General features: G+C 65.0%; 21 protein-coding genes and 2 riboswitches. Of the genes, 7 read left to right on the top strand and 14 right to left on the bottom strand.

Features of this window, described 5'->3' with window-relative positions; translation table 11 throughout:
* Positions 1-42 precede the first annotated feature (42 nt).
* The 4 genes from IE122_RS06060 to IE122_RS06075 all read left to right on the top strand — a co-directional run bounded on the left by IE122_RS06060 (position 43) and on the right by IE122_RS06075 (position 4,760).
* Positions 43-918, top strand: a complete 876-nt coding sequence (locus tag IE122_RS06060; protein ID WP_189620185.1) for a F0F1 ATP synthase subunit gamma — start codon at positions 43-45, stop codon at positions 916-918.
* A gap of 21 nt (positions 919-939) precedes the next feature.
* Positions 940-2,397, top strand: coding sequence for a F0F1 ATP synthase subunit beta (gene atpD, locus IE122_RS06065; protein WP_189620186.1), 1,458 nt, complete (start codon positions 940-942; stop codon positions 2,395-2,397).
* 177 nt (positions 2,398-2,574) lie between these two features.
* Positions 2,575-2,832, top strand: coding sequence for an ATP synthase F1 subunit epsilon (locus IE122_RS06070; RefSeq protein ID WP_189620187.1), 258 nt, complete (start codon positions 2,575-2,577; stop codon positions 2,830-2,832).
* A gap of 416 nt (positions 2,833-3,248) precedes the next feature.
* Positions 3,249-4,760, top strand: a complete 1,512-nt coding sequence (locus tag IE122_RS06075; protein ID WP_189620188.1) for a hypothetical protein — start codon at positions 3,249-3,251, stop codon at positions 4,758-4,760.
* A 4-nt stretch (positions 4,761-4,764) separates the two neighbouring features.
* On the opposite strand, the gene IE122_RS06080 is transcribed toward IE122_RS06075, so the two are convergent.
* Entirely contained in the window at positions 4,765-5,064 is a 300-nt protein-coding gene (locus tag IE122_RS06080; RefSeq protein WP_189620189.1) for an HNH endonuclease, read from the bottom strand.
* Positions 5,065-5,220: 156 nt separating this feature from the next.
* Between IE122_RS06080 and IE122_RS06085 the strand changes: the two genes are divergently transcribed.
* Entirely contained in the window at positions 5,221-6,750 is a 1,530-nt protein-coding gene (locus IE122_RS06085; RefSeq protein WP_189620190.1) for a TadA family conjugal transfer-associated ATPase, read from the top strand.
* A 528-nt stretch (positions 6,751-7,278) separates the two neighbouring features.
* Here the strand turns inward: IE122_RS06085 and IE122_RS06090 are convergent.
* On the bottom strand, positions 7,279-7,485 hold the full coding sequence (locus tag IE122_RS06090; RefSeq protein WP_189620191.1) for a hypothetical protein: 207 nt from the start codon (positions 7,483-7,485) through the stop codon (positions 7,279-7,281).
* Positions 7,486-7,529: 44 nt separating this feature from the next.
* On the opposite strand from IE122_RS06090, the gene IE122_RS06095 reads away from it, so the two are divergent.
* On the top strand, positions 7,530-8,495 hold the full coding sequence (locus tag IE122_RS06095; RefSeq protein WP_229813810.1) for a DMT family transporter: 966 nt from the start codon (positions 7,530-7,532) through the stop codon (positions 8,493-8,495).
* 106 nt (positions 8,496-8,601) lie between these two features.
* Positions 8,602-8,730 carry a hypothetical protein gene (locus IE122_RS18490; protein ID WP_268249004.1) on the top strand — a complete coding sequence of 43 codons (129 nt, stop codon included), beginning with the start codon at positions 8,602-8,604 and terminating at the stop codon, positions 8,728-8,730.
* 25 nt (positions 8,731-8,755) lie between these two features.
* On the opposite strand, the gene IE122_RS06100 is transcribed toward IE122_RS18490, so the two are convergent.
* The 12 genes from IE122_RS06100 to IE122_RS06155 form a co-directional block, all read right to left on the bottom strand.
* Positions 8,756-9,805: a bile acid:sodium symporter family protein gene (locus IE122_RS06100; protein WP_229813812.1), complete on the bottom strand. Its 1,050-nt coding sequence runs from the start codon at positions 9,803-9,805 to the stop codon at positions 8,756-8,758.
* Positions 9,778-11,349 (bottom strand): aminomethyl-transferring glycine dehydrogenase subunit GcvPB, encoded by a 1,572-nt coding sequence (gcvPB, locus tag IE122_RS06105; protein ID WP_189620192.1) that lies wholly within the window; start codon positions 11,347-11,349, stop codon positions 9,778-9,780. The genes IE122_RS06100 and gcvPB overlap by 28 nt, the downstream gene beginning before the upstream one ends.
* Positions 11,346-12,716, bottom strand: a complete 1,371-nt coding sequence (gene gcvPA / locus IE122_RS06110; RefSeq protein WP_189620193.1) for an aminomethyl-transferring glycine dehydrogenase subunit GcvPA — start codon at positions 12,714-12,716, stop codon at positions 11,346-11,348. The genes gcvPB and gcvPA overlap by 4 nt, the downstream gene beginning before the upstream one ends.
* Positions 12,717-12,747: 31 nt before the next feature.
* Positions 12,748-13,119, bottom strand: coding sequence for a glycine cleavage system protein GcvH (gene gcvH, locus IE122_RS06115; protein WP_189620194.1), 372 nt, complete (start codon positions 13,117-13,119; stop codon positions 12,748-12,750).
* 11 nt (positions 13,120-13,130) lie between these two features.
* Entirely contained in the window at positions 13,131-14,264 is a 1,134-nt protein-coding gene (gene gcvT / locus IE122_RS06120; protein WP_189620262.1) for a glycine cleavage system aminomethyltransferase GcvT, read from the bottom strand.
* Positions 14,265-14,317: 53 nt separating this feature from the next.
* A riboswitch (glycine riboswitch) is annotated at positions 14,318-14,434 on the bottom strand.
* A gap of 33 nt (positions 14,435-14,467) precedes the next feature.
* Positions 14,468-14,579: riboswitch (glycine riboswitch) on the bottom strand.
* A 61-nt stretch (positions 14,580-14,640) separates the two neighbouring features.
* Positions 14,641-15,324: an NAD(P)H-binding protein gene (locus IE122_RS06125; protein ID WP_189620195.1), complete on the bottom strand. Its 684-nt coding sequence runs from the start codon at positions 15,322-15,324 to the stop codon at positions 14,641-14,643.
* Positions 15,317-16,477, bottom strand: coding sequence for a deoxyguanosinetriphosphate triphosphohydrolase (locus IE122_RS06130; protein WP_189620196.1), 1,161 nt, complete (start codon positions 16,475-16,477; stop codon positions 15,317-15,319). Before IE122_RS06130 ends, IE122_RS06125 begins: the two co-directional genes overlap by 8 nt.
* 7 nt (positions 16,478-16,484) lie before the next feature.
* Positions 16,485-17,174, bottom strand: a complete 690-nt coding sequence (locus IE122_RS06135) for an aspartate/glutamate racemase family protein (protein ID WP_189620197.1) — start codon at positions 17,172-17,174, stop codon at positions 16,485-16,487.
* Positions 17,175-17,256: 82 nt separating this feature from the next.
* Entirely contained in the window at positions 17,257-17,562 is a 306-nt protein-coding gene (locus IE122_RS06140) for a hypothetical protein (RefSeq protein ID WP_189620198.1), read from the bottom strand.
* A 196-nt stretch (positions 17,563-17,758) separates the two neighbouring features.
* Positions 17,759-19,180, bottom strand: coding sequence for an NAD(P)(+) transhydrogenase (Re/Si-specific) subunit beta (locus IE122_RS06145; RefSeq protein ID WP_189620199.1), 1,422 nt, complete (start codon positions 19,178-19,180; stop codon positions 17,759-17,761).
* On the bottom strand, positions 19,180-19,485 hold the full coding sequence (locus tag IE122_RS06150; protein ID WP_189620200.1) for an NAD(P) transhydrogenase subunit alpha part 2: 306 nt from the start codon (positions 19,483-19,485) through the stop codon (positions 19,180-19,182). Before IE122_RS06150 ends, IE122_RS06145 begins: the two co-directional genes overlap by 1 nt.
* A 16-nt stretch (positions 19,486-19,501) precedes the next feature.
* Positions 19,502-20,248, bottom strand: a complete 747-nt coding sequence (locus tag IE122_RS06155) for a hypothetical protein (protein ID WP_189620201.1) — start codon at positions 20,246-20,248, stop codon at positions 19,502-19,504.
* Positions 20,249-20,305: the final 57 nt, after the last annotated feature.

Below are 20,305 nucleotides of genomic sequence, written 5' to 3' on the forward strand. Positions count from 1 at the left end.
GGTTCCCGCTTTCGCGGGAATGACGAAAGAGGAGAAGTTTGAGTGGCTTCGCTCAAGGAACTCAAAGGCCGCATCAACTCGGTCAAATCGACCCAGAAGATCACCAAGGCCAAGCAGATGGTCGCCGCGGCCAAGCTGCGCAAGGCGCAGGCCGCGGCGGAAGCCGCGCGTCCCTATGCCCAGCGTCTGGCCGAGGTGATGGGCTCGCTGTCGTCCAAGATCACGGTCAGCGAGAACAGCCCCAAGCTGCTCGCCGGAACCGGCAGCGATCAGGTACACCTGCTCGTCGTCGCCAATTCGGACAAGGGCCTGTGCGGAGCGTTCAACTCGAACATCGTGCGTGCCGCGCGCGCCAAGGCGATCGAGCTGGAAGCGGCCGGCAAGACCGTGCTGTTCTACCTGATCGGCCGCAAGGGCCGTGCCGTGATCCGGCGCGAATATCCCAAGCAGATCGCTCACATGTTCGACACCACCGACGTGCGCGAACCCGGCTTCAACGAAGCCGAGCGCGTCGCCGATGAACTCGTCGCCATGTACGAAGCTGGCAAGTTCGACGTCGCGCACCTGTTCTATTCCAAGTTCCGCTCGGCGCTGGTGCAGGAGCCGACCAGCCAGCAGATCATCCCGGTCCCCGCCCCCAAGGCGGCGGCGGTCCAGGCCGATGCGGTCACCGAATACGAACCCGACGAGGAGGAAATCCTCGCCGCGCTGCTGCCGCGCTATCTGAAGACCCAGCTCTTCGGCGCGCTGCTCGAAAACGCCGCGTCCGAACAGGGCGCATCGATGACAGCCATGGACAACGCCACGCGCAACGCCGGCGATCTCATCAAGAAGCTGACCATCGTCTACAACCGCACCCGTCAGGCTGCGATCACCACCGAACTCGTCGAAATCATCGCGGGCGCGGAAGCGCTCTAAACCGCAGGCAAGGAACCAATAATGGCCACCGCACCCGTGCTCAACCTTACCACCACCGGCAAGATCAGCCAGGTCATCGGCGCCGTCGTCGACGTGACCTTCGAAGGCGAGCTGCCCGCCATCCTCTCCGCGCTGGAGACCGAGAACAACGGCCAGAAGCTGGTTCTCGAAGTCGCCCAGCACCTCGGTGAGAACACCGTGCGCACCATCGCCATGGACGGCACTGACGGCCTGACCCGCGGCCAGCCGGTCAGCAACACCGGCAAGCAGATCTCGGTGCCGGTCGGCCCGAAGACGCTCGGCCGCATCATGAACGTCGTCGGCGACCCGATCGACGAACGTGGCCCGGTCGGCTCGGACATGTTCGCGCCGATCCACGCCAAGGCTCCCGAATTCGTCGACCAGTCGACCGAAGCGGCGATCCTCGTCACCGGCATCAAGGTCATTGACCTGCTGGCCCCTTACGCCAAGGGCGGCAAGATCGGCCTGTTCGGCGGTGCCGGCGTCGGCAAGACCGTGCTGATCCAGGAACTGATCAACAACATCGCCAAGGGCCACGGCGGCGTCTCGGTATTCGCGGGCGTCGGTGAACGGACCCGTGAAGGCAACGACCTTTATCACGAATTCCTCGACGCCGGCGTTATCGCCAAGGACGCCGAAGGCAACGCCACTTCGGAAGGCTCCAAGGTCGCCCTCGTGTTCGGTCAGATGAACGAGCCCCCGGGTGCCCGCGCCCGCGTCGCCCTGTCGGGTCTGACCATGGCCGAATACTTCCGCGACCAGGAAGGCCAGGACGTGCTGTTCTTCGTGGACAACATCTTCCGCTTCACCCAGGCCGGTGCCGAAGTGTCGGCGCTGCTCGGCCGTATTCCTTCGGCCGTGGGCTATCAGCCGACCCTGTCGACCGACATGGGCGCGCTGCAGGAGCGCATCACCTCGACCACCAAGGGCTCGATCACTTCGGTCCAGGCGATCTACGTCCCCGCCGACGACCTTACCGACCCTGCACCGGCCACCTCGTTCGCGCACCTTGACGCCACGACCACGCTGAACCGCGCCATCTCGGAGCTGGGCATCTACCCGGCGGTCGATCCGCTCGACTCCACCAGCCGCGTTCTCGAGCCGCGCGTCGTCGGTGCCGAGCACTACGAAACCGCGCGCCGCGTCCAGGAAACCCTGCAGAAGTACAAGTCGCTGCAGGACATCATCGCCATCCTGGGCATGGACGAGCTGTCGGAAGAGGACAAGATCACGGTCGCCCGCGCCCGCAAGATCCAGCGCTTCCTCTCGCAGCCGTTCCACGTGGCCGAAGTGTTCACCGGCATCTCGGGCAAGTTCGTGCAGATCGAGGATACCGTGAAGTCGTTCAAGGCGGTCGTCGATGGCGAGTATGACCACCTGCCCGAAGCCGCGTTCTACATGGTCGGCGGCATCGACGAAGCGGTCGCCAAGGCCAAAAAGCTGGCTGAAGAGGCCTGATCCAACGCGCGCCGCGCGTAGCGCAGGCGCTCGCCAATTTCCCCTCCCGCTTGCGGGAGGGGTGAGGGGAGGGCATGTGGGCACCCTTCCTACCGATCGACAGGCCCTCCCCCAGCCCCTCCCGCCAGCGGGAGGGGAGATTTCAGACCCTCCGGTCAACGGAGGGGGAGATTGCAGATGCCGCTTCACTTCGAACTCGTCACGCCGGCCAAGCTCGTTCGTTCGGAAGACGTCCACATGGTGGTCGTTCCCGGCACCGAGGGTGAGTTCGGCGTGCTGGAAGGCCATGCGCCCTTCATGTCGACCATCGCGGACGGCGCGCTCAAGGTCTATCGCACCGAAAACGGCGCGCCCGAGGAAATCCGCATCACCGGCGGGTTTGCCGAAGTGGGCGATGCCGGCCTGACTGTCCTCGCCGAGCACGTTTCCGAATAACCCGACGGCCCATGCGGTCCCCGGCATGATGGCTTGCGGCAACGGGTGCGCCCTTCTTGCCGCCACGACGCTGATCGCGATGCCCGTTAGGACATCTTTAACACCTTGCGGCTAGAACGGCCTCAAGAGCTTCACACCCCATGTGAGCATCAAAGGGCGCTTCCGGGAAACCGGGAGCGCCTTTTTTGTCACCTCCCCCCTCGTTATCCCCGCGCACGCGGGGACCCATCTCCTGGCGTTCCAGTTGGGTTCCCGCGTTCGCGGGAAAGACGAAGAGGGAGGATCGCTTGCTTCCCGTCACACCTCCGCGCCGTCGCGCCTCCGCGTGACCCCAGACGACCAGCCCGCCCCGCCTATCTCGCTTTCCGCGAACGCCGCCGCTATGCCCGTCGCAATAGCCGGAGAATGGTGGGGCGATGGCGCGTGACGAAGTGATAGCAGCGGAAATGCCCGCCGCGCGGCTGGCCGGCGCGGTGGACACCCGTCCGGCGGCACGCTTTGCCCTCTTCATCCTCGTCGCGCTGGTACTGCGCTGGCCGGTGCTGGGCGACTGGAACTGGTACAGCGACGACCAGTTCTATGCCCTGGTCGGCCAGAGGATGGCCGCCGGCGACCTGCTTTACGTCGATATCTGGGATCGCAAGGGCCCGGCCCTGTTCGCGCTCTATGCCCTGATCGCGATGGTTTCACACGCCCCGCTGGCGTGGCAACTGGCGGCGGCGCTGGCGGCAGCGGCCGGGGCTTGCTGGGTCTATGCCTTGTCACGTCTGATCGGCGGCCGGCGCGGCGCATTCATGGCGGCGACCGCCTATCTGGCGCTGATGATCCGGTTCGACGGTTCGACCGGGGAAGCGGCGGTATTCTACAACCCGCTGATGATGCTGGCGGCGTGGTCCGTGGCCACCCGGCTGGATGCCCTGCGCACCGGAACCCTGCCCCTGCGCGTCGTCGCCGGAATGGCGGCGGCGGGGCTGGCGATCGCCTTCAAGCCCACGGCGCTGTTCGAAAGCCTGTGGTTCGGGGCGACGATCGCCGTGCTGCTGTGGCGCAGCGGCATGGCACCGGGGCGGCTGGTTGCGGCTCTCGCGATGGCGGCGCTGGCGGGGAGCCTGCCGTGGCTGCTGACCGGGCTGTGGTATCTCCACCTCGGGCATTTCGCCGATCTGTGGCAGGCGACGGTGGCGAGCAATTTCCACCGCCAGAACCTCCACCCGCATGAACGAACGATGCGCGCGCTGGCGCTGCTCGGCCAGCTTGGCCTGCCGATCCTGTGCGCCGTGCTGGGCGAGGCGGACCGGCGGCGCACGCAAGCGCAACCTTCCCCGGCGCTGCGGTTCCTGTTCGGCTGGTGCCTGGTCTCGTTCGGGGCGGTGCTGGGCTATCCCAACATCTTCACCAACTATGCGCTGCCGATGCTCGCCCCGCTCTGCGTGCTGGGCGTTGGGTTTTACCAGCAGCGCTCGATCGCGCCCTTGCTGCTGGCCGCGATCGTCATCAGTTCGCTGGCCTTCGCGCATATCTACGAACTGCCCACCCGCTGGCGCGCGCGCACCCAGCTCGCCGCGTTCGAGCGCCATGTCCGTGCCGAAACGCCACACCGGCGGCTGCTGGTCATCGGCCATACCAGCCTCCTCTATGCCCGCATCGGCGCGCGTCCCCCTTCGATCCTCGCCTTCCCGCGCCACCTCTACGATGGTGCCGAAGCCGGATCGAGCGGGATCGATGAAGTGGCCGAAATGCGCCGCATCCTCGCCGCCCGGCCCGAAACCGTGGTGATCCAGGATCCGCTGCGCGCCAACCCGGTGAACGAGGCCAACCTGGCGGCGGTCAACGCCTATGTTCGCCGCTGCCGCACGGTGCGCGCCTTTGCCCTGTCCGACAAGGACGGGCCGGTCACCCAGACCGTCTACAGCCGCTGCGCCCCCTGACCGCTCAGCGCCGCCTGGCGGTGGCGGCGTGGAAGTCCGGCGGCTTCGATGCGATCCAGCACAGGAACCGCACCATCGCCGGCTCATCGGCCAACGCCGCCGGCTCGGGCGGCAGCTTGGCCAGTTGGGAATTGGTAAACAGCGCATGGATCGTGCGGTGGCAGATGGGGTGCAGGGGCACCGTGGCGCGTCCGCCCCGACTCCTGGGAATCGGGTGGTGCCACTCCACCCGCTGCCCCAGCGGCCGGGCGCACAGCCAGCAGCACCCTTCCCCGCCGTTTCCGCCGGTTTGGGCCGCTGTCATGGGCTGTTCGACCATCGCGTTTCGCGCGTCACGTTTACGAATTGCTCCATAGTTGCGGGCATTAGGAAGTTATCAAAGTTTCAACCTTAATGTTCGACGTCATTCGCAACGGTTTGTTCCGGGTTGGCCCCGGAGCGATAGAAGGTTTCGCAGCAGATGACGGCATTCGGGCGACGCAACGGAGTGAGCGGAATGGGCCAGGGCGCACGCCCGGCCTTCGGCGTGGCGAAACCGCTCAAGGGCGGCGCGGCAGACAAGGCGCAAGGCGCACCGGTTCCCGGCGGGGTACCGATGCCCGGCGACCAGTTCCCGCCGATCCCCGGCGGGGACATGGGCAATTCGCAGACCATGCGCGACGATGCCATGACCCGGCTGGCCGATCGGGCCAACGCGGTTCACGATACCGCTAACGACCAGGGCGGCTTCGAAGCCTCGATCCACAAGATCAAGGAACAGGTCCTGCCCCGTCTGCTGGAACGGGTCGATCCAGAAGCGGCGGCGACGCTGACCAAGGACGAGCTTTCCGAAGAATTCCGCCCGATCATCGTCGAAGTGCTGGCCGAACTGAAGATCACCTTCAACCGGCGCGAACAGTTCGCGCTCGAAAAGGTGCTGATCGACGAACTGCTCGGCTTCGGCCCGCTGGAAGAGCTGCTGAACGATCCCGATATCTCGGACATCATGGTCAACGGCCCGAACCAGACCTACATCGAAAAGAAGGGCCGGCTCCAGCTCGCCAGCACCAAGTTCCGCGACGAACAGCACCTGTTCCAGATCGCCCAGCGCATAGTCAACCAGGTCGGCCGCCGCGTCGACCAAACCACACCGCTGGCCGACGCCCGCCTCAAGGACGGCAGCCGCGTCAACGTCATCGTGCCGCCGCTGTCGCTGCGCGGCACCGCGATCTCGATTCGTAAGTTCTCCGAGAAGCCGATCACCATCGATATGCTGAAGGAATTCGGCTCGATGAGCGAAAAGATGGCCACCACGCTCAAGATTGCGGGCGCGTGCCGGATGAACGTCGTGATTTCGGGCGGTACCGGTTCCGGTAAGACGACCATGCTCAACGCCCTGTCGAAGATGATCGATCCGGGCGAGCGCGTGCTGACCATCGAAGACGCGGCCGAACTTCGCCTGCAGCAGCCGCACTGGCTGCCGCTCGAAACCCGGCCGCCGAACCTGGAAGGCCAAGGCGCGATCACCATCGGCGATCTCGTCAAGAACGCCCTGCGTATGCGTCCTGACCGCATCATCCTGGGCGAAATTCGCGGCGCGGAATGTTTCGACCTGTTGGCCGCGATGAACACCGGCCACGATGGCTCGATGTGTACGCTCCACGCCAACAGTCCGCGCGAATGCCTGGGCCGTATGGAAAACATGATCCTTATGGGCGACATCAAGATCCCCAAGGAAGCCATCAGCCGCCAGATCGCCGAATCGGTCGATCTGATCGTCCAGGTCAAGCGCCTGCGCGACGGTTCGCGCCGCACCACCAACATCACCGAAGTGATCGGCATGGAAGGCGAGGTCATCGTCACCCAGGAACTGTTCAAGTTCGAGTATCTGGACGAGACTGACGACGGCAAGATCCTGGGCGAATTCCGCAGTTCGGGCCTGCGCCCCTATACGCTGGAAAAGGCCCGCCAGTTCGGCTTCGATCAGGCCTATCTGGAAGCCTGCCTCTGATCGCCTGACGCCGGGAGAGCGGCCTTGGCCGCCTCCCGGCCCACGCCACGGCCCGCTGATCGGAACTCCTGCCAGTCATCGCACGCCGCAAGGCGAAGCGATCCGGGGCGGTCACCACCGCTCGCGACCCTCGCGCGCCTCACATGTTTCCTACACCCGAAACCTGCGGCATAATCCGCAACGGCGCCCCTGCGCCTTGCTCTTTCCCATCGTTGGAACGTGACATTTTTTCGCAGGTCCGAAAGTGTAAACTTCGCAATTTTCTGCGCGTAAGAAACTGATTTAAATATGAAATATTTCAATTCCGAAAGTTACACCCTGTAACCTTTGTCACCTTAGCCAGCGAAGAAAAAAGGTTCACGCGGAGGCGCGAAGGCGCAGAGATGTCCAGCTTGCCGCAGCGCGGCTTTCCCTTTCCACGATGCGTTTGTCTCGACGTCGAATCGGGGAGGAAGGCTGCGCCATCACGCAACACCTCTGCGCCTCCGCGCCTCCGCGCGATCACCGGCGAAGCGGCACGACTGAGTTTCAGCCGTTCAGCCAGAGCTTGCCGGACACGCCGAGCAGGATAACCGCCGCCAGCAGCGCGAAGAAGAACAACCCGGTCCACGGCATGCAGCCGACGCGATCGGGATCGCGCCGGTTGCGCCGCCGCCGGTCACCCCACCAGGCGATCACCGCCAGCGCTGCCGCCACGCCGCCGCCGATCGCCATCCATCGCACCGATTCGTCCATCAGCCGCCCTTGCCTTGGCAGTCGCGCGCTATAAAGCACAATCGGTGCCTGCCCCCACCGCCTCTCATCAGCAAGACCGGCCGCTGCTCGCGCTGGCGATCCGCGTTATGGCGATGGTGCTGCTGTCGACCATGTTCATGCTGATGAAGCTGGCATGGCAGAACGGGGTGTCGATCCCCGAACTGGTGTTCTGGCGGCAGGCGATGGCGGCCCCGCTGATCCTGATCTGGCTGGCCGGCGCACGAAAGCTGCCGACGCTCAAGACCCGCCGCATCGGCAGCCATGCGCTGCGCGCGGCGGTCGGCACGTTCGGGCTGTGCTGCAATGTCGCCGCCAACACCCTGCTGCCGCTGCCGGAGGCGACCACGCTGAGCTTCACGACGCCGCTGTTCGCGGTGCTCATCACCGCGCTGGTGCTGCGCGATACGGTGGGGGTCTGGCGCTGGGCGGCAGTCGTGCTGGGGTTTATGGGCGTGCTGGTAATGGCGCAGCCGGGTAACGGGCCACCGGTACCCGCGCTCGGCCTGATTGCCGGGACCGGCGCGGGGCTCGTCATCTCGATCGTCAGCTTCCAGATCCGGGATCTCGCGCGCACCGAAGCGCCGATCGCCTGCGTCTTTTACTTCGCGCTGTTCGGTGGGCTGTTCACGGCCGTGCTGCTGCCCTTCTTCGGCCGGCCGCACGGGCCGGTGGAATGGGCACTGCTTGCGGCGGTCGGGCTGACCGGCACGCTGGCGCAGATGCTGATCACCACGGCGCTGCGCTATGGCCAGGTAGCGACGGTGGTGGTGATGGATTACACCGCGCTGATCTGGGCCACGCTTTATGGCTGGCTGGTGTTCAAAGACCTGCCCGAGGTGACGACCTGGCTCGGCGCGCCGCTCATCATCGGGGCCGGGCTCGTCGTGGTGTGGCGCGAACACCGCCTTGCCCGCACCATCTCGCCCACCAGCGCCCTGGACGAGGCCGCCATGGAAGAAAGTGCCGAGGCGAGGACGCCACGAGCCTGAACCGACGGCGGCTCTCGCCGACTGCGGAACAACGGGGCGCATCAGGTGTTGGATGAGCCGAACCGGATCGACGATCCGGGGACTGTTTCACCAAGGAGCCCAGATCATGGCCAAGAAAATCATCCTCGCGCTCGTCGCCTCCAGCATCGTGCTCGGCGCATCGGCCTGCAACACCGTCCGCGGTGCCGGCAAGGACGTCGAATCCGCTGCGAACGCGGTCGACAAGGAAATGTGAACCGATCCGCCCGGACCGGTCGCGCTCAATCCTGAGGCGTGTCGGTCCGGGCCGGAACCCTGCGCCACAGCGCTGCAAGCAGGCTGCCGATCAAAACGTGCATGACCGCCGAGATGGCGGCCGGCACCGGGGCAAGAGCGGCTTGGGCAGGGTCCATGAACTGCCCGGCGAAGTTCTTGCTCGAAGCTAGGCTCGCCCCCAGTCCGCTGTTCTGCATGCCGACCTCCACGCTGATCGTTCTCGCGGTGATTTCGCTGAGCCGCAGCGCCTTGCCGCTGAGATAACCGAACAGGAACCCGGTAAAGTGCAGCGTGAACACCGCCAGCAGCAGCATACCGGCATGGCTTTCGATCATCGGCTTTGACTTGGCGATGATGCCCGCCACGATGATTACCACGAAAATCACCGAAACCAGCGGCGCAACCTGATCCAGCGCCCGGCTGAGCCGCGCCGCATACCGATTGAGCAGGGTCCCGGCGATCACCGGCACCAGCACCACCGCGATCAGTTCGCGAAACAGGGACCAGCGATCGATCTCGATATAGACGCCGGCCAGCCACCCCGTCAGCAGCGGCGTCAGGACCACCGCCACCAGCGTGGAGAGCATGGTCATAGCGACCGAAAGGGCCACGTTGGTTCGGGCCAGATAGTTGATGACGTTGGATGCCGTCCCCGCCGGGCAGCAGGCGACGAGGATGAGGCCCACGGCCAGGCCCGGCTCCAGCCCGTACAGGATGGCAGAGCCGAACCCGGCGATCGGCATGATCGTGAAGTGCAGCACCGTCCCGGCGAAAACCTGACGCGGCATGGCGATGACGCGACGGAAATCGTCAACGCTGATGTGCAGGCCCATCCCCAGCATGACCACGCCCAGCATCACGCTGATCAGCGGCTGACCGAGCGGCCGGATCGTCCCGTCGGTCACCCAGGCGAAATGTTCGGGCACGAACCAAGCCCAGGTCACGCCCAGCACCGTCCACAAGGCGAACAGCCTTGTCAGCCGCTCCATCATTTCGCTCTTCCCCCGCTGGCCGCCGAAGCGGCCGGTCACGACGCCGGTGCGTCGCCCTTCCACACCAGCACGGGCTTACGCGCGGCCAGCGTTTCGTCAAGCCGGCGGCGCGGCGCGAAGTGAGGCGCGCTGTGCAGGGTGTCGTCGCCGGCCTGCGCCCGCTGGGCGAGGCTGCGCAGCGAGGCGATGAAGCGATCGAGCCCGGCCTTGCTCTCGGTCTCGGTCGGCTCGATCAGCATCGCGCCGCGCACGACCAGCGGGAAATAGACCGTCATCGGGTGGAACCCCTCGTCGATCAGGCCCTTGGCGACATCGAGGGTCGAGAATCCCTCGGCCATCCCGGCGTCGCTGAACAGCGCCTCGTGCATGCACGGGCCGCTGGCGGCGAACGGCGCGGTCAGGACATCCTCGCAGGCGCGCAGGACATAGTTCGCGTTCAGCACCGCATCCTCGGCCACCTGGCGAAGGCCATCGGCCCCGTGGCTGAGGATATAGGTCAACGCGCGGGTGAACATTCCCATCTGGCCGTGGAAGGCGACCATCCGGCCGAACGCCTGGTCGTGCCCATCACCCCGATTTTCCTCTTCGACCAGATGCACCGTGCCATCCACATCGCGGGTGACAAACGGCAGCGGCGCAAACGGTGCCAGCGCCTCCGACAGCACCACCGGCCCCGCACCGGGACCACCGCCGCCGTGCGGGGTGGAAAACGTCTTGTGCAGGTTGATGTGCATCGCATCGACGCCCAGATCGCCGGGGCGAACCTTGCCGACAATGGCGTTGAAGTTCGCCCCGTCGCAATAGACATACCCCCCGGCGGCATGGACCGCGTCGGCGATCGCCTTCATGTCCGGCTCGAACAGGCCGCAGGTGTTGGGGTTGGTAATCATGACCCCCGCCACATCCGGCGTCAGCGCGGCCTTGAGGGCATCAAGATCGACCCGCCCCGTCGCCGTGGCGGGGATCGAACGCACCTTGAAGCCGGCAAAGGCGGCGGTGGCAGGGTTTGTACCGTGTGCGCTTTCCGGCACCAGTACCACGTCGCGCGCCTCGCCCCGCGCATCGAGCGCGGCGCGGATGCACAGCAGGCCGCACAGTTCGCCGTGTGCGCCGGCCTTGGGGCTCATCGCCACCGATGCCATGCCGGTCAGGCGGATCAGCCAGTCGGCCAGTTGCTCGATCACCTCAAGCGCACCGGTCACGGTCGATTGCGGCTGGAGCGGATGGACATCGGCAAAGCCCGGAAGCCGGGCCATCTTCTCGTTCAGGCGCGGGTTGTGCTTCATCGTGCACGAGCCAAGCGGGAACGGACCCAGATCGATCGCATAGTTCTGCCGCGACAGCCGGGTGTAGTGGCGCACCGTTTCCGGCTCGGTCAGTCCGGCCAGTGCCGGTGCCTCCTTGCGCAGGAACCGCGAAAGGCCCTGCACCGGGGCGCGATCGGCCGCGTCCAGATCGACGCCGCACTTGGCCGGAGTGCCCAGTTCGAAGATCAGCGGCTCTTCGAGCATCAGCCCCCGGTCGCCACTGGCAGTGGCCGGTCCGGCCGCGGCCTCGCCGCCATCGTTCATCGCCGGGCGCCAGCCCGCTGCGTTCAGGCCGCTCATGCCGCCACTCCTTCCAGCACTTGCGCAAGTTCGCGGGCGAACACCTCGATATCCTCGTCCGTGACGGTCTCGGTCGCGGTGACCAGCAGGCCGCTGGCCAACTCCGGATGGCCGGGGAACAACCGCCCGAGCGAAACCCCGCCCAACACGCCACGCTCAGCCAGCTTGCGCACGACCTCGCGCGCATCGGCGGGCAGCAGCAGCGTGGCCTCGTTGAAATAGGCATCGTTCAACAGGGTCACGCCGGGTATCGCGGTTAGCCGATCGACCATCGCCTGCGCCCGGGCGTGATTGACGGCCGCGAGCTGCGCCATCCCTTCTCCGCCCAGAAGGGTCAAGTGAATACTGAAAGCCAGAGCACAAAGCCCCGAATTTGTGCAGATATTGCTCGTCGCCTTTTCGCGGCGGATGTGCTGTTCCCGGGTAGACAGCGTCAACACGAAGCCGCGCTTGCCATCGGCGTCCACGGTCTGCCCGCACAGCCGGCCCGGCATCTGCCGCACAAACTTCTCGCGGCAGCCCAGCAGCCCGAGGTACGGCCCGCCGAATTGCAGGCCGACGCCAAGCGACTGGCCCTCACCCACCACGATATCGGCACCCAGATGCCCCGGTGCCTCGATCATGCCCAGCGCCACCGGTTCGGTCACCACGCAGATCAACAGAGCCCCGGCGGCCTGCGCCGCGGCGGAGATCCGGGCAAGATCGGGAATGCGGCCCAGCACGTCGGGGTACTGCACCACCACGCAGGCAGTTTCCGCGTCGATCGCGGCGATCACAGCGGCATCATCCGGTGCGGCCGTAAGTTGCGCATCGAGGCTGGTGATCGCATCGCCGGTGAAGCGCGCCAGAGTGCGGACGACTTCGGCATAATGCGGGTGCAGCCCGCCGGACAGCACCGCGCGGCTGCGCCGGGTAACGCGCCCGGCCATCAGGATCGCTTCCCAGCACGCGGTAGACCCGTCGTACATCGAGGCATTCGCAACGTCAGTGCCGAACAGCCGCGCGACCTGGGTCTGGAACTCGAACAGCACCTGCAAGGTGCCTTGCGCGATCTCCGGCTGATAGGGGGTGTAGGCGGTCAGGAACTCGCCACGCTGGATCAGGTGATCGACGGTGGCCGGCACATGGTGGCGATAGGCCCCCGCACCGATGAAGAACGGCGCGGTCCCGGCGCTGAGGTTGCGGGCTGCCAGCGCGCTCATATGCCGCTCCACCGCCATCTCGCTGGCATGCGAAGGCAATCCGGCAACAGGGCCGGCAAGACGCGCGGCTTCGGGAACGTCGACGAACAGGTCGTCAACGCTGGCGGCACCAATGACGCCGAGCATGTCGGCGCGTTCTTGAGGCGTCAGCGGCAGATAGCGCAAGACCGGATACTCCCGGATATATCGTTCAGGATTAGAGGGTTTCGACGTAGGCCTTATAAGCCGCATCATCCATCAGCGCCGCGAGTTCCGACGTGTCGGACAGCGTGATGCGAAACAGCCACCCGCCCACTTCGGCGTCGGTGTTGACCAGTTCGGGTTCATCGACGAGCGCGGCGTTCACTTCGGCGATGGTGCCGGACACCGGAGTGTAGACGTCGCTGGCGGCCTTGACCGAATCCACCACGGAGACCGCATCACCCTTGGCGACGCTGGCCCCCACTTCGGCCGGATCGACGAAGGTGATGTCGCCCAGTTGTCCTTGCGCATAGTCGGTGATGCCGACCGTGCCGAGATCGCCCTCGATCTCGATCCATTCGTGGTCCTGCGTGAAATAGCGCGTCATGTTGCTGCTCCTCAGCGGTGATAACGGTGGGGTACGAACGGCATCGGCGTGACTTTGGCGGGCAGGCGCTTGCCGCGCATGCCGATTTCCAGCGCGGTGCCATCGCCGGCGTGCCCGGCATCGACATAGGCCATGGCGATCGGCTGCTGCAGACTGGGCGAGAAACCGCCCGAGGTGACAATGCCAACCTGTTGATCCCCGGCGTAAACCTCAGCCCCTTCGCGCGCTGCCATGCGCCCGTCCAGCACCAGGCCGATACGCTTGCGCGCGGGGCCTTCGGCCAGATCGCGCTGGACCCGCGCCGCGCCGGGAAAACCGCCTTCGGTGCGGCGGCGCTTGTTGATGCCGAACGCCAGCCCGGCTTCGACCGCACCGTGGTCCGGGGTCATGTCATGGCCGTAGAGCGGCAGGCCGGCTTCGAGACGCAGCGAATCGCGCGCGCCGAGGCCCACCGGCTTCACTTCCGGCTCGCCGCACAGCAGATCGGCGATCTGCGCCGCCGCCTCGCCGGGGATCGAAATCTCGAACCCGTCCTCGCCGGTATAACCCGAGCGGCTGATCCAGGCATCGATCCCGCCCAGCTTGAACGCGGCCCCCTTCATGAAGGTCAGCGCCGACACGCCGGGCGCATGCCGCTCCAGCGCCTCGGCCGCCTTGGGCCCCTGCAGCGCCAGCAGCGCGGTTTCATCGAGATGGTTGAGCAGGACCTCGTCAGGCAGCGCCTCGCGCAAGGTGCCGATGTCATCCCACTTGGTCGCGCCGTTGACCACCAGATAGAACCCGGTGCCCCAGCGGGTGACCATCAGGTCATCGAGCACGCCGCCATCGTCATCCAGCAGCAGCGAATAGCGCACCGATCCGGTCTTGAGCGTGGATAGGTCGATCGGCAGCACCGCTTCGAGCGCCGCATCGACATCGAACTCGGCCTCGCCATCGGACGAGACGTAAAGCTGGCCCATGTGGCTGACATCGAACAGCCCGGCGCTCTCGCGCGTCCACAGGTGTTCGGCCATGATGCCCTCATACTGAACGGGCATCCAGTACCCGGCGAATTCGACCATCCGGCCGCCCTTCGCGCGATGCCAGGCATCCAGCGGCAGGGTCAGCGTCTCGATCGGCGTTTCGTCGTCGTTATCGTTCGAAATGGTCAACAGCTATCATCCCGCGCATCTGGGCACCCATGGCACTATGGCCGCTCGGCACCCCCTCTGTCACGGAAACCTGAGAGCTTCCCCCGCGTCCCTTGTGGAGAACGGGGTTACACCGTCGGCGGCCCGGCCGACGTGCGGCGCGGACGCTTTCCAGAGTATCGCTATCGACGCCTGCCGTTACGGCAGACTTGCCTTGCGGCAAGGGCGCGGTCCTTTTGCCTGAGAGATTCCGGGGCGGTTGCTCCTTCGGCGCCATGCCATCAGCCCCGTTTCCGAAGCGAGCGACACGGACTCTCCCGCGCTGTCAGCGATCCGCCGCCCATGCTGGAGCGCGCTGCCGGAGTCAACGCCCCCGTCCTCGCCAGCGCGATTAATCCCCGCTGCGCTGCGCCAGGGCGCGGATCGCGCCATATTCGTGAACGCGCCGACCGCGCGCCGTTTCACGGCACAGCGTGAGCATCGCCCTCGCCACCGTGGCCGCGCGAATCGATCGGTAGCCCTGCCAGCGCCCGTGCAACAGCAGCGGATCGAGCGCGGGCTGGATGATCCGGGCGATCCGTTCCAGCGGCCGCGCCTCTGCCCGTGAACCCAGCAGCAACCCCGGCCGGACAAGATCGAGCCGGTGAAACCCCAGCTTGCCAAGCGCTTCCTCCGCCTCGCCTTTGGTGCGCAGATAGAACGCGCGGGCGGCAGGATCGGCACCGGTCGAGGACACCGCGATCATGCGCGTAATCCCGCAGTCGCGCGCCGCCTGCGCGGTCGCCAGCACCAGATCGTGATCGACCGCGCGGAACGCCGGCTGGCTTCCCGCCGACCGGATCGTGGTGCCCAGCGCGCTGACCAGCACATCGGCGCGGGCGGCGGCGATCAGCGCCGGCCAGTCCTGCGGCGGCCCGACCAGCAGTTCCATCCGCGCGCCGGGCGGCAGCGCCACCTCGCGTCGGGCAATAGCGATGATCCGCACATCTTCGCGCCCTACCGCCTCCCGCAGGATCGCGCTGCCCACCAGCCCGGTCGCGCCTGCCAGGCAGACGCGCACCGGCGCTTCAGACATTGCGCAACCCCTCGGGCGTGCGGCCGTAAATGCGGGCATGCGCGGTGATGGCGAAGCGATCGGTCATCCCGGCGATATAATCGGCAATATGGCGGCTGCGCGCCGGTTCCTGGCGCGGCAGGGTGTCGATCCATTCCTCATCCATCAGGAACGGCTGCTGCGAATAGGCGGAATAGAGCTCCGCCAGCACCTCGCGCGCACGGCGGGCGGTGGCGATCTGGTCGGGATGGTAATAGAGCTTCTCGTACATGAACCGCTTGAACGCCCGCTCGCTCTCGCCCAGTTCCGCGCTGAACGCGACCAGCGGCCGGCCTGCACCGCGCACTTCATCGATGCTGCCCACGCCCTTCAGCCGCTCGCGGGTTTCGGCCAACAGGTCGTTGACCATGAAGCCGATCTGGCTGCGGATCAGTTCGGCAAGCTGCCGGTTGCGCGGCACGCCGGGAAACCGGCGCTCCACCTCGGCCCAATGCTCGGCCACGAACGGATGGGCCAGCACTTCATCGAGATCGAGGAACCCACCGCGCAGGCCATCGTCGATGTCGTGATTGTCATAGGCGATATCATCGGACAGCGAGGCAACCTGCGCCTCCAGCGAGGCGTGCGTCCCCAGATCCAGTGCATAGGCAGCGTCCAGTTCCGCGAGAGCCCAGTTGGGCGCGGTCACCGGCCCGTTGTGCTTGGCCAGCCCTTCGAGCGTCTCCCACGTCAGGTTCAGCCCGTCATGCTCGCAATAAGGGCTTTCGATCCGCATCAGCGTGCGCAGCGTGTTGGCGTTGTGATCGAAACCGCCCGCCTTGTGCAGCGCCGCGTCAAGCGCCTCTTCGCCGGCATGGCCGAACGGGGCGTGGCCGATATCGTGCGCCAGCGCCAGCGCTTCGGTCAGGTCCTCGTCCAGTCCCAGCGTGCGGGCGATGGTCCGGGCGATCTGCGCCACTTCCAGGCTGTGTGTCAGCCGGACCCGATAGTGATCGCCATCGGGCGCGATGAACACCTGCGTCTTGTAGCGCAGCCGCCGGAACGCGATCGAGTGGATGATGCGATCGCGATCGCGCTGATAGGCACTGCGCGGCCCGCGTGCGAGTGCGTTCTCCAGCGCAAATTCGCGACCGCGCGAACGGGCCGGATCGGAAGCGTAAGGTGCCCGGTCCAAGGGCGGGCTAGCCCATGATCCAGTCGACTGCGGCATCGGCATGGATGCGGGTGCAATCGTAGATCGGCAGGACATTGGCATCGACGTCGACGATCATTTCCAGCTCGGTACAGCCCAGCACCACCGCCTCGGCCCCTTCCTGGCCCAGGTTGGTGAGGATCGTCTTCAGCTCGCGCTCCGACTGGCGGCTGGCCTTGCCGAGCATCAGTTCCTCGTAAATGATGCGATCGAGCGTCTCTACCCGCTCCATCTTCGCGGCCAGCAGCTCGATATCGCGGGCGATCAGTTTCTGGCGATAGAAGCTTTCGAGCATCACGTTGCGCGATCCCAGCAGGGCTGCCTTCTTCACCCGATCGGCCACCATGCGCTCGGCCACGCATTCGGCGATGTGCAGCACCGGCACGGATACCGCCCCGGCCACCGCGTCATAGACCTTGTGCATCGAATTGGCCCCGATCAGCAGCGCTGTCGTCCCGGCCTGTTCAAGCCGGCGGGCACTGTCCGACAGGACGCCGGCGGCGCGGGCCCAGTCGTCGGCACCGGACAGACGCATCAGCGCGCTGGCATCGAGGTTTTCGATCACCATCGGCGCGCTCGCCTGCTTGCCGGCGCGCGCCTGAACGCCGCGATTGATATGTTCGTAATAGGTGCGGGTCGAGTACCAGCTCAACCCGCCGATAAGGCCGATCTTTCGCAAGAGGGGGTATCCTTCGTGGGCTTTGGTCCGCCCTGCCTAGCCCGTTGCCGGGCCGGGCGTCCACCCCGTCAGGCCCGGCCGATCATCGGGCAAGCCCGGTTGTACACAGAGCTGCCGAAGAGGTGGTGACCAGCACCACCTTGGCATCGTCGATCCGCCGCGCCGCGCGCACCAGCCCGCCGATCGTTGGTTTTTCCTCCTGGAACGCCTCCAGCTTGTGCATCTGCCACAGCGTCAGCCGCTTCGACAGACGCCGTGACATGCAGGCAGCCGCCTTCTCGTTCATCCCGCCTTCGATCAGCGCGGTGCGGATGCGCCACGCGGCGTATATATGTGCGCCGAACCACAGCACGGCGAGCATGACAAGCACCAGGATTGTGCGTTTCAACAGTCCCATATGCGCTTTCTGGCTGCCTAGAAGGGGAAAGGCCGAGGGCATGGTTCGGGGCCACTCCAGTCCCGTTCGTGTCGAGCGAAGTCGAGACACCCGAGCCCCGCTCCAGGTGTCTCGACTTCGCTCGACACGAACGGAAGGGTGGGTGGGAAAAACGCCCCTCCCCAAACCGGAGAGGGGCGCAGGGAAATCAGTCGGCAAGCGCCTTGTTGATTTCCTCGACCATCTTCTTGGCGTCGGCGAGGAGCATCATGGTCTGGTCCATGTAGAACACGTCGTTGTCGACGCCTGCATAGCCCACGCCGCCCATCGAACGCTTGATGAAGAACACGGTCTTGGCCTTGTCCACGTCGAACACCGGCATGCCGTAGATCGGGCTGGACTTGTCGGTCCGCGCGGCGGGGTTGACGACGTCGTTGGCACCGATGATGAACGCCACGTCGGCTTGCGCGAACTCGCCGTTGATGTCTTCCAGTTCGAAGACTTCATCATACGGCACGTTGGCTTCGGCCAGCAGCACGTTCATGTGCCCTGGCATGCGGCCCGCGACCGGGTGGATAGCGTACTTCACGTTGACGCCGTGCTTCTTGAGCTGGTCGCCCATCTCGCGCAGCACGTGCTGGGCCTGCGCCACCGCCATGCCGTAACCCGGGATGATGATGACGTTTTCGGCTTCCTTCATGATGAAGGCCGCGTCCTCGGCAGAGCCGCGCTTCCACGGGCGCTGTTCCTTGGGCGCACCGCCGGCACCGCCGCCGGCACCCGCATCGGCCCCGAAGCCGCCGGCAATGACCGAAAGGAACCCGCGGTTCATGGCCTTGCACATGATGTACGACAGGATCGCACCCGAAGAACCCACCAGCGCGCCGGTGATAATCATCGCCGTGTTGTGCAGGGTGAAGCCCATCGCCGCAGCCGCCCAGCCCGAATACGAGTTGAGCATCGAGACGACCACCGGCATGTCCGCGCCGCCGATGGGCACGATCAGCAGGAAGCCGATCAGGAAGCTCAGCACGGTGATGGTGACGATCACCCACTGGCTCTGGTCCTGCGTGAAATAGCCGACGAGGCCCAGGATCGCGATCAGCGTGCCCAGGTTGATGACGTGGCGGCCCGGAAGCAGGATCGGCGATCCGCTCATCTTGCCGGCCAGCTTGAGGAAGGCGATGATAGAGCCGGAGAAGGTGATCGCACCGATGGCGATGCCCAGGCCCATTTCCACGCGGCTCTGCGGCTCGATAACCCCGTCCGCGCCGGCGATGCCGAACGCGATCGGATTGAGATAGGCAGCCAGGCCGACCAGCACGGCGGCGAGACCGACGAGGCTGTGGAACGCCGCGACAAGCTGCGGCATGTCGGTCATCTTGATCTTGCGTGCGGTGATGAAACCGATCACGCCGCCGACCGCGATGGCACCGATGATTTCGGGCAGGCTGGCGATCTCGTGCGTGACAAGCGTCGTCACCACCGCGATCGTCATGCCGAACATGCCGTAACGGTTGCCCGCGCGGCTGGTGGCGGGGCTGGAAAGCCCGCGCAGCGCGAGGATGAAGCAGACGCCCGCGACAAGGTAGGCGAACGGAACCCAGGGGGTCACGGCGAGGTGTGCCATCAGTGCTTACCTCCCTTAGCCGGACCCTTGTCCTTCTTCTTGTACATCGCGAGCATGCGTTCGGTGACCGCGAAACCGCCGAAGATGTTCACGCTCGCCAGCGCCACGGCGACGAGACCCAGCCACTTGGCGGCGGGCGAACCGGCCGCCGCTGCGGCAACAAGCGCGCCGACCACGATGACCGAGGAAATAGCGTTAGTCACCGCCATGAGCGGCGTATGCAAGGCCGGCGTCACCGACCAGACAACGTAATAGCCGACGAAACAGGCCATCACGAAGATCGAAAGAATGCTGATGAAGTCCATGTTCCTGGGCGCCCCCTCAATAAATCCTATAGGTCATGCTGTTAAGAGTCGACCAAACAACATCGAGGCGAGCATCCGACAAATCAAAACCTTTTTCGACGACTACCGCGTACTTGCCACCAGATTCAACCACTCGATACTCTCCACCAAGGAGGTTAAATCTCAATCCGGCCGGCACACATGAAGCTTTGTTAAAAAAATCAGCAGATCTTGCCCCACTCACTTGGGCAGCGAGACGAAAACAAACTCTAGCCTTCTTCGGGTCGGATTTTACACGATACACGCCGAATTTAATGTCTTTGAAATAGTCTTTAGAGCTCTCAACCGAGAATTTTGCCTCATTGACATCGTCGTATAACTTTATAGACTGCCCCAAAATCTTTGATTTGTTCAAAAGAAGAACATTTTTCGAAGCATGTCTCGTCAGATTGCGAATTTTACTATCGCCGTGATCTTCGAAACAATTAACAAAACCAATGTTAAAAACTCCGATGTTCTTCAGATTTTTATCGCGATAATCAAAATTTGGCCAAGACACTGCGCAAAATGTTGGGTTAAATCCGCTGTTCTGAACTAGCGCAAAGTGCATACCCTTTGGAGCTATTACTTGGCCAGTTTCTTTTTGGACTATATCTTCATCCAATTGAACGGAAGCCGGTGGCCTGAGCCAGCCAAAGTCTACAAAGCCTTCATCAGCGGAGACTTCCGATGTGGGCGCTTCAGAGGTTGCACTCCAGATTCCCCGCAAATCGTCGGCCGGCAAAGCGTAGGCAGTTATAGGCATCACGAATACTAGTGATGCGGCTGCCCGACGAACACT

Origin of the sequence: Novosphingobium colocasiae, assembly GCF_014652555.1 — a bacterium.
Taxonomy (GTDB): Bacteria; Pseudomonadota; Alphaproteobacteria; order Sphingomonadales; family Sphingomonadaceae; genus Novosphingobium; species Novosphingobium colocasiae.